The organism is Thioalkalivibrio versutus (assembly GCF_001999325.1).
GTDB classification, from domain to species: Bacteria; Pseudomonadota; Gammaproteobacteria; order Ectothiorhodospirales; family Ectothiorhodospiraceae; genus Thioalkalivibrio; species Thioalkalivibrio versutus.
In genome coordinates this window covers 1-15,208 of record NZ_MVAR01000045.1, presented here as the reverse complement: position 1 = coordinate 15,208, position 15,208 = coordinate 1, and the positions used below count along the sequence as shown (strand labels likewise).

Annotated in this window: 12 protein-coding genes; all 12 read right to left on the bottom strand. The window is 63.0% G+C overall.

What is annotated here, in order from left to right; translation table 11 throughout:
* The coding region (locus tag B0684_RS13970) for a GTP-binding protein (protein WP_332881463.1) at nucleotides 1–485 on the bottom strand (485 nt) is incomplete at its 3' end.
* Between the two features lie 45 nt (nucleotides 486–530).
* On the bottom strand, nucleotides 531–2,627 hold the full coding sequence (gene fusA, locus B0684_RS13265) for an elongation factor G (protein WP_018167860.1): 2,097 nt from the start codon (nucleotides 2,625–2,627) through the stop codon (nucleotides 531–533).
* A gap of 22 nt (nucleotides 2,628–2,649) precedes the next feature.
* A complete protein-coding gene (gene rpsG, locus B0684_RS13260) occupies nucleotides 2,650–3,117 on the bottom strand; it encodes a 30S ribosomal protein S7 (RefSeq protein ID WP_018143874.1) in 468 nt (155 codons plus the stop codon).
* Between the two features lie 33 nt (nucleotides 3,118–3,150).
* Nucleotides 3,151–3,525, bottom strand: a complete 375-nt coding sequence (rpsL, locus tag B0684_RS13255; protein ID WP_018143873.1) for a 30S ribosomal protein S12 — start codon at nucleotides 3,523–3,525, stop codon at nucleotides 3,151–3,153.
* Between the two features lie 108 nt (nucleotides 3,526–3,633).
* The gene (rpoC, locus tag B0684_RS13250) at nucleotides 3,634–7,854 is read right to left on the bottom strand and encodes a DNA-directed RNA polymerase subunit beta' (protein WP_018650509.1); all 4,221 of its coding nucleotides are present in this window, start codon (nucleotides 7,852–7,854) and stop codon (nucleotides 3,634–3,636) included.
* 71 nt (nucleotides 7,855–7,925) lie between these two features.
* Entirely contained in the window at nucleotides 7,926–12,005 is a 4,080-nt protein-coding gene (rpoB, locus tag B0684_RS13245; protein ID WP_018650510.1) for a DNA-directed RNA polymerase subunit beta, read from the bottom strand.
* 131 nt (nucleotides 12,006–12,136) lie between these two features.
* Nucleotides 12,137–12,514 carry a 50S ribosomal protein L7/L12 gene (gene rplL, locus B0684_RS13240; RefSeq protein WP_018143870.1) on the bottom strand — a complete coding sequence of 126 codons (378 nt, stop codon included), beginning with the start codon at nucleotides 12,512–12,514 and terminating at the stop codon, nucleotides 12,137–12,139.
* A 71-nt stretch (nucleotides 12,515–12,585) separates the two neighbouring features.
* Nucleotides 12,586–13,107, bottom strand: coding sequence for a 50S ribosomal protein L10 (gene rplJ, locus B0684_RS13235; RefSeq protein ID WP_018143869.1), 522 nt, complete (start codon nucleotides 13,105–13,107; stop codon nucleotides 12,586–12,588).
* Nucleotides 13,108–13,321: 214 nt separating this feature from the next.
* Entirely contained in the window at nucleotides 13,322–14,017 is a 696-nt protein-coding gene (gene rplA / locus B0684_RS13230) for a 50S ribosomal protein L1 (RefSeq protein ID WP_018167856.1), read from the bottom strand.
* Nucleotide 14,018: 1 nt separating this feature from the next.
* A complete protein-coding gene (gene rplK, locus B0684_RS13225; RefSeq protein WP_018650512.1) occupies nucleotides 14,019–14,450 on the bottom strand; it encodes a 50S ribosomal protein L11 in 432 nt (143 codons plus the stop codon).
* A gap of 65 nt (nucleotides 14,451–14,515) precedes the next feature.
* On the bottom strand, nucleotides 14,516–15,049 hold the full coding sequence (gene nusG / locus B0684_RS13220) for a transcription termination/antitermination protein NusG (RefSeq protein ID WP_017940468.1): 534 nt from the start codon (nucleotides 15,047–15,049) through the stop codon (nucleotides 14,516–14,518).
* Nucleotides 15,050–15,066: 17 nt separating this feature from the next.
* The coding region (gene secE, locus B0684_RS13215; protein WP_143592476.1) for a preprotein translocase subunit SecE at nucleotides 15,067–15,208 on the bottom strand (142 nt) is incomplete at its 5' end.

Sequence of the window (15,208 nt, the reverse complement as noted above, 5' to 3'; positions counted from 1 at the left end):
TCGTACGAGGACAGCAGGTCGCGTACTTCCATCTCGACCAGCTCCAGCAGCTCCGGATCATCGACCATGTCGGCCTTGTTCAGGAACACCACGATGTACGGAACACCGACCTGACGCGCCAGCAGGATGTGCTCGCGGGTCTGCGGCATCGGGCCATCGGCCGCCGACACCACCAGGATCGCGCCATCCATCTGCGCCGCACCCGTGATCATGTTCTTCACGTAGTCCGCGTGACCGGGGCAATCGACGTGCGCATAGTGACGAAGGTCGGATTCGTACTCGACGTGCGCGGTCGCAATCGTAATACCGCGCGCCTTCTCTTCCGGCGCGTTGTCGATCTGGTCAAATGCACGGGCTTCACTACCGTACTTCTTCCCCAGCACCGCCGTCATCGCCGCCGTCAGCGTCGTTTTCCCATGGTCCACATGACCAATCGTACCCACATTCACATGCGGCTTCTTACGCTCGAACTTTTCCTTGGACACAGCTCAAACCTCTTTACAGTTCTTTCAAATAACGCGAATTCGGGATCAGGACGCTTTGGCGGCTACCGCCTCGGCGATCTGCGCGGGGGCCTCGGCGTACTTCTCGAATTCCATCGAGTAGGTCGCGCGACCCTGACTCATCGAGCGCAACTGGGTCGAGTAGCCGAACATCTCGGACAGGGGAACCTCGGCCCGCAGCAGCTTCTGCCCGGCGACGTCTTCCATGCCCTTCACCAGCCCACGACGGCGATTGAGGTCGCCCATCACATCGCCCATGTACTCTTCGGGTGTCTCCACCTCGACCTTCATCATCGGCTCAAGAAGCACGGCGCCGGCCTTCAGCGCGCCTTCCTTGAAGGCCATGGAGCCCGCAACCTTGAACGCCATCTCGTTGGAGTCAACGTCATGGTAGGAACCGTCGAACAGCGTGACCTTCACGTCCTCGACCGGATAGCCGGCGAGCACACCATTGGACATCTGCTCGGCCACACCCTTGTTGACCGCCGGGATGTAGTCCTTGGGCACCACACCGCCCACGATGGCGTTCTCGAACTGGTACCCGCTACCGGGTTCCAGCGGCTCGAGGCGCAGCCACACGTGGCCATACTGGCCGCGACCGCCCGACTGCCGCACAAACTTGCCTTCCTGCTCGACCGTCTTGCGAATGGTCTCGCGGTAGGCCACCTGGGGCTGCCCAACGTTCGCCTCGACCTTGAACTCGCGCTTCATGCGGTCCACCAGCACCTCGAGATGGAGCTCGCCCATACCCGAGATGATGGTCTGACCGGACTCTTCGTCGGTATGCACCTTGAAGGACGGATCTTCCTGCGCCAGCTTGTTCAGCGCGATGCCCATCTTTTCCTGGTCGGTCTTGGTCTTCGGTTCGACCGCGATGGAGATCACCGGCTCCGGGAACTCCATGCGCTCGAGCTCGACCGGGTCATTCGGATCGCACAGCGTCGTACCCGTGTACAGATCCTTCAGGCCCACTACCGCGCCGATGTCGCCTGCACGCAGCTCCTTGATCTCCTCGCGGGAATTGGAGTGCATCTGCAGGATACGCCCAATCCGCTCGCGGCGGTTGTTTTGCGTATTCAGCACCGAGTCTCCGGCCGACAGCACGCCCGAATAAACACGGACGAACGTCAGGGAACCCACATAGGGGTCGGTCATGATCTTGAACGCCAAAGCCGCGAAGGGCTCGTCGTCCGACGCGTGCTTGGCCACCGGCTCTTCGGTGCCTGCTTTCACGCCCTTGATCGCCTTGACCTCCTCCGGAGAGGGCAGGTACTCGACAACCGCATCCAGCATTGCCTGGACGCCCTTGTTCTTGAAGGCGGAACCGCACAGCATCGGGACAATCTCAAGCGCCAGGGTCCGTTGACGCAGGGCCGACTTGACCTCTTCCTCGCTGAGGTCACCCTCGTTGAGGTACTTGTCCATCAGCTCTTCGTTCGCCTCGGCGGCGGCCTCGAGCATGTTCTCGCGCCACTTGTCAGCTTCAGCCTTCAGGTCATCGGGGATGTCCTTGTACTCGAAGCTGATACCGAAGTTCTCTTCGTCCCAGTAGATCGCCTGCATCTTGACCAGGTCGATCACACCCTTGAACTGGTCCTCGGCGCCAATCGGCAGCTGGATCGGCACCGGGTTGGCCTGCAGGCGCTCCCTCATCTGCTCGTAGACGCGCAGGAAGTCGGCGCCGGCGCGGTCCATCTTGTTGACGAACGCGAGACGCGGCACGGCGTACTTGGTCGCCTGACGCCAGACCGTCTCGGACTGCGGCTGCACACCGCCCACGGCGCAATACACCATGACCGCCCCGTCGAGCACGCGCATGGAACGTTCGACCTCGATGGTGAAGTCCACGTGCCCGGGCGTATCGATGATGTTCACTCGATGCTCGTCGAACTGCTTGGCCATGCCGGACCAGAAGCTGGTGGTCGCCGCGGAGGTAATGGTGATCCCGCGCTCCTGCTCCTGCTCCATCCAGTCCATCGTGGCGGCGCCGTCATGCACCTCGCCGATCTTGTGCGACAGACCGGTATAGAACAGGATGCGCTCGGTCGTCGTCGTCTTGCCGGCGTCGATGTGCGCGCTGATCCCGATATTCCGGTAGCGCTTCAGTGGTGTCTTGCGTGCCACGGTGAGCCTCTCTAAATCTGGTTTACCAGCGGAAGTGAGCGAACGCCTTGTTCGCTTCCGCCATGCGGTGAGTGTCTTCGCGCTTCTTGACGGCCGAACCCTTGCTGTCCGAGGCGTCCATCAGTTCGCCGGCCAGCTTCAGGGCCATGGTGCGCTCGCCCCGCTTGCGGGCGGCCTCGACCACCCAGCGCATGGCCAGCGCATCCTGACGCACCGAGCGCACTTCCACCGGAACCTGGTATGTCGCACCACCAACGCGGCGGGACTTCACCTCGACACGCGGGCGAATGTTATCCAGGGCGCGTTCCAGCGCACCCATCCCGTCGCCCTGCTTGGACTCGATCTGATCCAGGGCGCCATACACGACCTGTTCGGCGACGGACTTCTTGCCGTCACGCATCACCGTGTTGATGAACTTGGCCAGGCGCTCGCTTCCGAACTTCGGGTCGGGGAGGATGTGACGCTTGGGGGCTGCTGCTCTTCTAGACATGTTTCAGTTCCCGGACTGGATCATGGATCACGGTTAGGATTTGGGACGCTTGGTGCCGTACTTGGATCGGCCCTGCATGCGCTTCTGCACACCCTGGGTGTCCAGGCTGCCGCGCACCGTGTGGTAACGCACACCCGGGAGATCCTTAACACGGCCGCCACGAATCAGGACCACCGAGTGCTCCTGCAGGTTGTGGCCTTCCCCACCGATGTAGCTACTGACTTCGTAGCCGTTGGTCAGCCGTACGCGCGCAACCTTGCGCAGCGCGGAGTTCGGCTTCTTCGGGGTGGTCGTGTAGACACGGGTGCAGACCCCGCGCTTCTGCGGGGAACCCTGCAGCGCCGGCACGTCGCTCTTTTCGACGGGGCGCTTGCGGGGCTTGCGTACCAACTGGTTGATCGTGGCCATGAAACCCTTTCTCCTAGCCTAAAAATAACGACAGGCCGGCGCCGAGACCGGACTGTCGAGGGAGCGGAAGTCTAATCGCCGCCCCCGTGAGTGTCAAGGTGGGACGGGTCACTCGGACCCGTCTTCCGTGGTACCCGGGTCGGTCGTAGCCGGTTCGGAGTCGGCGATCACCGCCGGCGCCTCCGCGACCGTCTCGAACTCGGGCATTTCCAGTGCGCGCTTGCGGCGACGCTCCTTGTGATAGGCGAGGCCCGTCCCTGCGGGGATCAGGCGTCCGACAATCACGTTTTCCTTCAGGCCGCGCAGATCGTCACGCGCACCTCGGGTCGAGGCCTCGGTGAGCACGCGGGTGGTCTCCTGGAAGGAGGCCGCAGAGATGAACGACTCGGTCACCAGCGACGCCTTGGTGATACCCAGGAGCACGCGCTCGTAGGTTGCCGGCTGCTTGTCGGCACCCAGCTGCTCGTTCTCCTCCAGCACCCGAATGCGATCCACCTGGTCCCCGGCGAGGAACTTGGTGTCGCCGGCGTCCTCGATGTTCACCTTGCGCATCATCTGGCGGACGATCACCTCGATGTGCTTGTCGTTGATCTTCACACCCTGGAGACGGTAAACGTCCTGGATCTCCTGGACCTGGTACTCGGCCAGGGTGGTGACACCGCGCAGACGGATGATGTCATGCGGATCCAGCTCACCGTCCACCACGACCTCGCCACGCTCGACACGCTCGCCTTCGAACACGTTCACGGTACGCAGCTTGGGAATCATCATCTCGACCGGGTCACCCTTGTCCGGGGTGATCACGAGACGCTGCTTGCCCTTGGTCTCCTTGCCGAAGGACACGGTGCCCGAGATCTCGGCCAGCACCGCCGGCTCCTTGGGACGCCGCGCCTCGAACAAGTCGGCCACACGCGGCAGACCACCGGTGATGTCACGCGTCTTGGAGGACTCCTGCGGCAGGCGGGCAATGACGTCACCCACCTCGACCCGGGCGTTGTCCTCCAGGTTGAAGATCGCATTGGCCGGCAGCATGTACTGCGCGGGCATGTCGGTCCCCGGGATGTACACCTCGTTGCCGTCGTCGTCCAGCAGCTTGACCGTCGGGCGCAGATCCTTGCCCGCCGTAGAGCGGCTCTTCGGATCCAGGACCACGTTGGACGACAGGCCGGTGAACTCATCGGTCTCCTTGGTGACCGTCACGTTCTCCACGAAGTCCGCGAGGCGCAGGTTACCGGCCACCTCGGTGACGATCGGATGGGTATGCGGATCCCAGCTGGCGACTTCCTGCCCAGCTTCCACGGCATCGCTGTCGTGGACCGTGATAAGCGCGCCATAGGGAATCTTGTAGCGCTCCCGTTCGCGACCCTGATCGTCGATCACACCCAGCTCGCCGGAGCGCGAGACCGCGACCAGGTTGCCGGCCTTGTTGGTGACCGTCTTCAGGTTATGCAGACGGACAGAACCGGAGCTCTTCACCTGGATCGCACTGACCGTCACGGCCCGGCTCGCGGCCCCGCCAATATGGAAAGTACGCATCGTCAGCTGGGTACCCGGCTCGCCGATCGACTGTGCGGCGATGACGCCCACGGCCTCGCCGGCGTTGACTTCGTGGCCACGCGCCAAATCACGCCCATAGCACTTGGCACAAATGCCCTGGCGGGTCTCGCAGGTAATCGCGGAACGCACCAGCACTTCGTCGACCGAAGCGGCATCAAGGGAGTCCACCATCGCTTCATCGAGCAGCGTCCCGGCGGGGATCAATACCTCATCCGCACCCGGGCGAAGCACGTCGACCGCAGTGGTCCGCCCGAGCACGCGATCGCGCAATGGCTCGACCACATCACCGCCTTCGATGATGGGCTTCATCAGCAGACCCTGCTGGGTCCCGCAATCGGGCTGGGTTACCACGACGTCCTGCGAGACATCCACCAGGCGGCGGGTCAGGTAGCCCGAGTTTGCGGTCTTCAACGCCGTATCGGCCAGCCCCTTACGGGCGCCGTGGGTGGAGATGAAGTACTGCAAGACGTTCAGACCTTCGCGGAAGTTCGCGGTGATCGGCGTCTCGATGATCGAGCCGTCCGGCTTGGCCATCAGGCCACGCATGCCGGCCAGCTGACGAATCTGCGCAGCGGAGCCACGCGCACCGGAGTCGGCCATCATGAAGATCGAGTTGAACGAATTCTGCTCGACCGTCTCGCCGTCCTTGTTGACGACCTTCTCCTTGCCGAGCCGCTCCATCATGGCCTTGGCGACCTGGTCATTACAGTGAGACCAGATATCCACGACCTTGTTGTAACGCTCGCCCTTGGTCACGAGACCCGAGGCGTACTGGTTCTCGATTTCCTTAACCTGTTCTTCGGCGCCCTGCAGGATCGGCTGCTTCTCGTCCGGGATCACCATGTCGTCGGCGCAGAAGGAGACGCCGGCACGGGTGGAGTAGTAGAAGCCCGCGTACATCAGCTGGTCCGCGAACACCACCGTATCCTTCAGACCCAGGCGCCGGTAGCACTGGTTGATCAGGCCGGAGATCGCCTTCTTGTTCAGCTCGCGGTCGATCAGCTCGAACGGCAGACCCTTGGGCATGATGCGCGACAGGATCGCGCGGCCCACGGTGGTCTCCTGGCGCAGGTACGGCAGGCTCTCGCCCTCGCCGACCTCGGCCATGGTGTCGCCAATCCGCACGGTAACGCGCGCGTGCAGATCCACCAGCTTGTGCTCGTAGGCGCGGTGGACTTCATCCACGTCGGCGAACGTCATGCCTTCGCCTTTCGCGTTCACCTTCTCGCGCGACAGGTAGTAGAGCCCCAGGACAATGTCCTGCGACGGCACGATGATCGGCTCGCCGTTGGCCGGGGACAGCACGTTGTTGGAGGACAGCATCAGCGTGCGTGCCTCCAGCTGGGCCTCCAGCGACAGCGGCACGTGCACGGCCATCTGGTCACCGTCGAAGTCCGCGTTGAACGCGGCGCAGACCAGCGGGTGCAGCTGGATCGCCTTGCCTTCGATCAGTACCGGCTCGAACGCCTGGATACCCAGGCGGTGCAGGGTCGGCGCGCGGTTCAGCATGACCGGGTGCTCGCGGATCACCTCTTCCAGGATATCCCAGACCTCGGGACCTTCCTTTTCCACCGCCTTCTTGGCGGCCTTGATGGTGGTCGCGAGACCCCGGCGCTGCAGCTTGCCGAAGATGAACGGCTTGAACAGCTCCAGCGCCATGCGCTTGGGCAGACCGCACTGGTGCAGGCGCAGGGTCGGGCCCACCACGATCACCGAGCGACCGGAGTAGTCGACACGCTTGCCCAGCAGGTTCTGGCGGAAGCGGCCCTGCTTGCCCTTGATCATGTCGGCCAGGGACTTCAGCGGGCGCTTGTTGGTACCGGTGATGGCACGGCCGCGACGGCCGTTGTCCAGCAGCGCGTCCACGGACTCCTGCAGCATGCGCTTTTCGTTGCGCACGATGATGTCCGGGGCATTCAGCTCCAGCAAGCGACGCAGACGGTTGTTTCGGTTGATCACCCGGCGGTACAGATCATTGAGGTCGGACGTCGCAAACCGACCGCCATCCAGCGGCACCAGCGGACGCAGGTCCGGCGGCAGTACCGGCAGCACCTTCATGATCATCCACTCCGGCTTGTTGCCGGAATCGAGGAAGGCCTCGACCAGCTTGAGCCGCTTGCCGAAGCGCTTGATCTTGGTCTCGGAACCGGTCTCGCTCAGGTCCTGGCGCAGCTTCGTCGCCTCGGCCGGCAGATCCATTTCCTTCAACAGGCTCAGCACGGCCTCCGCGCCCATCAGCGCGGTGAAGTCGTCACCGTGCTCTTCCATCGCCTCGAGGTATTCCTCGTCGGTCAGGAGCTGGCGCTTCTCCAGCGTGGTGAAGCCCGGATCGGTGACGATGAAGGACTCGAAGTACAGGACCTTCTCGATGTCCTTCAGGGTCATGTCGAGCAGCAGGCCAATACGGGACGGCAAGCTCTTCAGGTACCAGATGTGGGCAACCGGCGAGGCCAGGTCGATATGGCCCATGCGTTCGCGCCGCACCTTGGTCTGGGTCACTTCGACGCCGCACTTCTCGCACACCACGCCACGATGCTTCAGGCGCTTGTACTTGCCGCACAGGCACTCGTAGTCCTTCACCGGCCCGAAGATCTTCGCGCAGAACAAGCCATCACGTTCCGGCTTGAACGTCCGGTAATTGATGGTTTCCGGCTTCTTCACCTCGCCAAAGGACCAGGAACGGATCTGGTCCGGGGACGCAAGACCGATGCGGATCGCATCGAACTCTTCCGGCTGGGTCTGTTGCTTGAACAGATTCAGGAGGTCTTTCATTCGCTTGCCTCACAAACTTGGTTTCGAGGGGCGCACTGCGCCCCGTCGGATCACAATCGGATCGGAGAAGATCAGTCCTGCTCGAGCTCGATGTTGATGCCGAGCGCCTTGATCTCCTTCATGAGCACGTTGAACGACTCGGGGACGTTGGCCTCCATGTGGTGCTCACCGTCAACGATGTTCTTGTACATCTTGTTGCGGCCCTGCACGTCGTCCGCCTTCACCGTCAGCATTTCCTGCAGCGTATAGGCGGCGCCGTAGGCCTCCAGTGCCCAGACCTCCATTTCGCCGAAGCGCTGACCACCGAACTGCGCCTTGCCGCCCAGCGGCTGCTGGGTGACCAGCGAGTACGGGCCGGTGGAACGTGCATGCATCTTGTCGTCGACCAGATGGTTCAGCTTCAGCATGTGCATGTAGCCCACGGTGACCGGGCGGTCGAAGCCGTCCCCGGTACGCCCGTCGTACAACTGGGCCTGCCCCGTTTCCGGCAGGTCCGCCAGACGCAGCATCTCCTTGATCTCGGCCTCTTCGGCGCCGTCGAACACCGGCGTCGCCATCGGCACGCCACCGCGCAGGTTGCGGCACAGGGTGATGATCTCGGGGTCCGACATGGAGTCGAGGTCCACCTTGCGTTCGCGGTTGTTGTAGATCTTGTCGAGGAACTCGCGCAGCTTGGCGATCTCGGCTTGCGCCTCGAGCATGCGGTTGATCTTGTGACCGAGACCTCGGGCCGCCCAACCCAGGTGCACTTCCAGCACCTGGCCGACGTTCATGCGCGAGGGCACGCCCAACGGGTTCAGCACCACGTCGACCGGGGTACCGTCCTCGAGGAACGGCATGTCCTCTTCCGGCACGATCATCGAGATCACGCCCTTGTTCCCGTGGCGACCGGCCATCTTGTCGCCCGGCTGCAGGCGGCGTTTCACGGCCACGTAGACCTTGACCATCTTCTGCACGCCTGGCGGCAGGTCGTCGCCCGCGGCCAGCTTGGCCTTCTGGTGCTCGAACTTCTTCTCGAACGCCTCGTGCTGATCCTTGATCTGGCGACCCAGGTCTTCCAGCTGGCTGTTGACCGCATCGTCCTGCAGGCGGACCTCGAACCACTTGTCGCGGGACAGCCCCTGCAAATACTTCTTGGTCACCTTGGAGCCATCACCCAGCCCATCCGGGCCACCGGCGGCGGTCTTGTTGACCAGCAGCCTTTCGACGCGGGCGTAGATGTCATCCTCGTAGATGCGCAGCTGGTCCTTCAGGTCCTTCTGCACAGCGGCGAGATCGTCGGCCTCGATCGACCGGGCGCGGGCGTCTTTCTCCACACCGTCGCGGGTGAAAACACGCACGTCGATCACCGTCCCCTCGATGCCGGACGGCACACGCAGGGAGGTGTCCTTCACGTCCGAGGCCTTCTCGCCAAAGATCGCCCTCAGGAGCTTCTCTTCCGGCGTCAACTGGGTCTCGCCCTTCGGCGTGACCTTGCCGACCAGGATGTCGCCCGGGTTCACCTCGGCCCCGACGTAGACCACGCCGGACTCGTCCAGCTTGTTCAGCAACGACTCGGAGACGTTCGGGATATCCGCGGTGATCTCTTCCTGGCCAAGCTTGGTGTCACGAGCGACACAGTTGAGCTCCTCGATGTGGATCGTGGTGTAACGATCCTCCTGCACCACGCGCTCCGAGATCAGAATCGAGTCCTCGAAGTTGTAGCCATTCCAGGGCATGAACGCGACCATCATGTTCTGCCCCAGCGCGAGCTCGCCCAGATCCGTGGACGAGCCATCGGCAATCGCGTCACCGCGGGCGATTTCGTCGCCCACCGCAACCAGAGGACGCTGGTTGATGGAGGTGTTCTGGTTGGAACGCGAGTACTTGGTGAGGTTGTAGATATCCACGCCCGGCTCGCCGGCGACGGTTTCGTCGTCGTTCACACGGACCACCACACGACCCGCGTCCACCGAGTCCACCGTACCGCCGCGCTTGGCGACGATCGCGGAGCCGGAGTCGATGGCGACGGCGCGCTCGATACCGGTACCCACCAGCGGCTTGTCGGCCCGCAGGCACGGCACGGCCTGACGCTGCATGTTCGCGCCCATCAGGGCGCGGTTGGCATCGTCATGCTCCAGGAAGGGCAGCAACGCGGCGGCCACCGACACGATCTGCTTCGGCGAGACGTCCATGTACTGGATCTTGTCCGGAGACGAGATCGTGAACTCCTCCTGGTGACGGCAGGACACGAGGTCATCGCTCAGGCGACCTTCCTCGTCCATCGCCGCGTTCGCCTGGGCGATCACGTACTGGCTCTCTTCGATCGCGGAGAGGTAGACGATCTCCTCGGTCACCTTGCCCTCTTCGACCTTGCGATACGGCGTCTCCAGGAAGCCGTAGCGGTTGGTGCGGGCATACACGGCCAGCGAGTTGATCAGACCGATGTTCGGGCCTTCCGGAGTCTCGATCGGGCACACGCGACCATAATGCGTCGGGTGCACGTCGCGCACCTCGAAGCCGGCACGTTCGCGGGTAAGCCCGCCCGGACCCAGGGCCGAGATACGCCGTTTGTGCGTCACCTCGGACAGCGGGTTGTTCTGGTCCATGAACTGCGACAGCTGGCTGGATCCGAAGAATTCCTTGACCGCGGCGGCCACCGGCTTGGCGTTGATCAGTTCCTGCGGCATCAGGCCTTCGCTCTCGGCGACGGTGAGACGCTCCTTGACCGCGCGTTCGACACGCACCAGGCCCAGGCGGAACTGGTTTTCGGCCATCTCGCCCACGCTGCGGATGCGGCGGTTGCCCAGGTGGTCGATGTCATCGGTACGGCCGTTGCCGTTACGCAGGTCAATCAGCACCTTCAGGACATCCAGGATGTCTTCCGGCGACAGCACGCCCGCGCCCTCGTCGGTATCGCGACCCACGCGGCGGTTGAACTTCATCCGGCCCACGGCGGACAGGTCGTAGCGATCTTCCGAGAAGAACAGGTTGGAGAACAGGTTCTCCGCAGCGTCCTTGGTCGGCGGCTCGCCCGGGCGCATCACGCGGTAGATCTCGACCTGGGCCTCCAGCTGGCTCTTGGTCGGGTCCAGACGCAGCGTATCCGACATGTACGGACCGTGGTCGTAGTCGTTGGTGTAGATGGTCTCCAGCGACTTCACGCCCTCGGCGCGCAGCTTGTCGAGCATCTCCTGGGTCAGGGCGTCATTGGCATTGGCGATCAGCTCCCCGGTGGACTCATCCACCACGCCCTTGGCCAGCACCCGACCCAGCAGGTATTCGTCCGGCACCCGCAGGGTGTTGATGCCGGCCTTCTCGATCTCCCGGATATGGCGCGGCGTAATACGCCGACCGGCCTCGACGATGACGGTTTCGCCATCGGTAATGTCGATCACGGCAGTCTCGCCGCGCATGCGCTCGGGGATCAGGTCCAGCTCGCCGCCGTCATCGTCGAGGGTGAGCTGATTGAATTCGAAAAAGGTGGTGAGGATCTCTTCGGTATCCATACCCAGTGCGCGCAGCAGGATCGACGCCGGCAGCTTGCGGCGACGGTCGATGCGCACGAAGACCCCGTCCTTGGCGTCGAACTCGAAGTCGAGCCAGGAGCCGCGGTACGGAATAATGCGGGCGTTATAAAGCAGTTTCTGTGCACTGCCCTGGGTCTTGCCCTTGTCGCTGTCGAAGAACACGCCCGGCGAGCGGTGCAACTGCGACACGATTACGCGTTCGGTACCGTTGATGACAAAGGTGCCGTTCTCGGTCATGAGCGGCATTTCGCCCATGTAGACTTCCTGCTCCTTGACCTCCTTGACCACGGTGGAACCCGCCGGGGCTTCCTTGTCGTGGATCACCAGGCGCAAGAGGACACGCAGCGGGGCCGCATAGGTCACGCCACGGATCTGGCATTCCTTCACGTCGAACATCGGTTCGCCCAGGCGATAGCTCACATACTCGAGCTGGACATGACCGGAATAACTGACGATGGGGAAAACCGACTGAAACGCCGCATGCAGGCCCATCGGATCCCGCCCGTCGGACGCTCGGTCCGCCTGCAGGAAATCCCGATAGGAGGTCAGCTGGGTTTCCAGCAGGTACGGGACTTCGAGGATCTGGGGACGCTTCCCGAAGTCCTTGCGGATACGTTTCTTTTCGGTATAACTGAGGGCCATGGCTTACCTCGGAGGCTAGCTGAACAACGCGCGACAAAACACGCGCCACCACGGGCTGAGGCTGGCGACCAAACGGCCGCCAGCCTCAGGGCTTCGTGATGTACACGAAAACAACAGGCGCAAGCGCCTTCTTACTTCAGTTCGACGGTGGCGCCCGCGCCTTCCAGCTCCGCCTTCATCTTCTCGGCCTCGTCCTTCGGAGCGCCTTCCTTCACGGTCGCCGGCACGCCTTCGACCATTTCCTTGGCTTCCTTCAGACCCAGACCGGTCAGGCCGCGGACGACCTTGATGACGCCGACCTTGTTCTCGCCGAAGCTCGACATCACGACGTCGAACTCGTCCTTGACTTCAGCGGCAGCGGCTTCGCCACCAGCGGCAGCCGGGGCGGCCGCAACAGCGGCAGCGGCGGACACGCCGAACTTCTCTTCCATCTCGCTGATCAGGTCCACAATCTCCAGGACCGTCATGTTGCCGATGGCTTCCAGGATATCTTCTTTCGAAACGGCCATTTCTTAATCTCCTAACGGGTCGAGCCCGAATTCATTCAGTACATGCTGCAGAAGCAGGCTTGAAGGGTTCTTCAGGCTGCCTGCTTCTGATCACGGATTGCTGCAACGGTACGCACAAGCTTGCCCGGGACTTCGTTCACCGTACGGGCGAACTTGTCGAGCGGTGCCTTCATCGTGGCGAGCAGCTGCGAGAGCGCCTCGTCACGGGTCGGCAGGCTCGCGAGGCGATCGAGATCGTTCGCCCCCATGAGCTGCCCACCAAAGGACACCAGCCGGACCTTCAGCTGATCGTTTTCCTTGGCGAAGTTCTTCACCAGGCGTGCCGCGGAGCCAGGCTCCTCTTCACTGAAGGCAAGGATCAGCGGACCCTGCAGCTCGGGCTGCATGCACGCGAAATCCGTACCCTCAATGGCACGCTTGGCGAGGTTGTTCTTCACCACCCGCAGATAGACCCCGGTAGTGCGGGCCTGCCGACGAAGGTCGGTCATCTGCGCGACCGAGAGACCCCGGTACTCCGCGGCGACCGCGGAATGCGCCGAGGCAGCAACCGTAGCCAGCTCCGAGACAATCGCCTTCTTGTCGTCGAGATTCAAAGCCACGTTGACTCTCCTCTAGTAAGACCACCCGGAGGTGATCGTGAAACCGGGCGAACCCGGCACTTCGGTGCTCCCGTCGCAGGTACTTCCTGAATCGGGTGACACCATCTGCGCAGGCTGGAGTATTAAGCCGGGCCCTGGAGCTCGGCGCCTGCGGTCTTGGATGGCGTGCCGCTTGCGCGACAGCCGACCAAAAACCGTATTTTCTTGCTTAGAGCTCCAACGAGCCCTGATCGACCTTGACGCCCGGACCCATGGTCGTCGAGACGACCACGGCCTTGACGTACTGCCCCTTGGAGGTCGCCGGCTTCATCTTCAGCAGGTCGGCCAGCAGGGCGTTCAGATTGTCGGTAAGCGAGTTCGTGTCGAAATCGGCCGCGCCAATAGTGCAGTGGACGATGCCACCCTTGTCGGTGCGGTAGCGCACCTGACCACCCTTGGCATTGGTCACCGCGGTGGCCACATCCGGGGTCACGGTGCCGACCTTCGGGTTCGGCATCAGGCCGCGCGGGCCGAGAATCTGGCCGAGCTGGCCGACGACGCGCATCGCATCCGGGGAGGCGATCACCACGTCGAAGTCCATCTGGCCGGCCTTCACCTGTTCGGCGAGGTCGTCCATGCCGACGACATCGGCCCCGGCTTCCTTGGCGGCATCGGCGTTCGCACCCTGGGTGAACACGGCCACGCGCACAGTCTTGCCATTGCCATGCGGCAACACGGTGGAACCGCGCACCACCTGGTCGGATTTGCGCGGGTCCACGCCGAGGTTCACGGCAACGTCCACCGACTCGCGGAACTTGGCCTTGGGCAGGTCACGCAGGAGATCAAAGGCTTCGGTGACCGGATACAGGTGACCCGGCTCCACCTTCTCGCGATAGGCCTGCATACGCTTGGAAAGCTTCGCCATGTCAGAGACCCTCCACTTCGAGGCCCATACTGCGGGCACTGCCGGCGATGGTACGCACGGCGGCATCGAGATCGGCCGCGGTCATATCCGGTTCCTTGGTCTTCGCAATTTCTTCCAGCTGGGCGCGCGTCACGGTGCCGACCTTGTTGGTGTTCGGCTGACCGGAACCGGACTGAATGCCGGCCGCCTTCTTCAGCAGGACCGCCGCCGGGGGCGTCTTGGTAATGAACGTGAAGCTGCGATCCGCGTACACGGTGATCACCACCGGAATCGGCAGACCGGGCTCCATCTCCTGGGTCTGGGCGTTGAACGCCTTGCAGAACTCCATGATGTTCACGCCGCGCTGACCCAGCGCCGGGCCCACGGGCGGGCTCGGGTTGGCCTTGCCAGCCGCCACCTGAAGCTTGATATACGCTTCGATTTTCTTTGCCATGAGGACTCCCTCGGGTGCGAACGCCTTGCGGCTCCCCGATTAACAGGTGATGACGCTTGCGCGTCTCAGGTTTTCTCGACTTGGTGGAACTCGAGTTCCACGGGCGTCGACCGCCCGAAAATCTGAACCGCCACTAGCAGACGACTCTTGTCGTAGTTGACTTCCTCGACCACGCCATTGAAATCGTTGAACGGGCCGTCGATTACGCGGACCATCTCGCCCACCTCGAACAGCACCTTCGGACGCGGCTTCTCGGCACCTTCCTGCATGCGCTGAAGAATCGCGTCGGCTTCCTTGTCGCTGATCGGCGCCGGACGGTCCGCGGTGCCACCGATGAAGCCGAGCACGCGCGGCACGGCCTTGACCAGATGCCAGGCCTCGTCGTTGAGGTCCATCTGAACCAGGACATAGCCGGGGAAGAACTTGCGCTCACTCTTGCGCTTCTGGCCGTCCTTCATCTCGACGACCTCCTCGGTGGGCACCAGGATTTCGCCAAAGTGGTCCTGCATGCCGAAACGCTCGATGCGCTCCTCCAGGGACCGCTTCACCTGTGCCTCGAAACCCGAGAATGCCTGTACGACGTACCAGCGTAGTGCCATGGGGAAAATCCTGCTGCTTATCCGATGAACCGACTGATGCCCCAGCCCAGGAACATGTCCAGGAGCCAGAGCATGATCCCCACCAGGATCACGACGGCAATGACGATCAGCGTGGTCTGGGTCGTCTCTACGCGGGTGGGCCACACCATCTTGCGCACC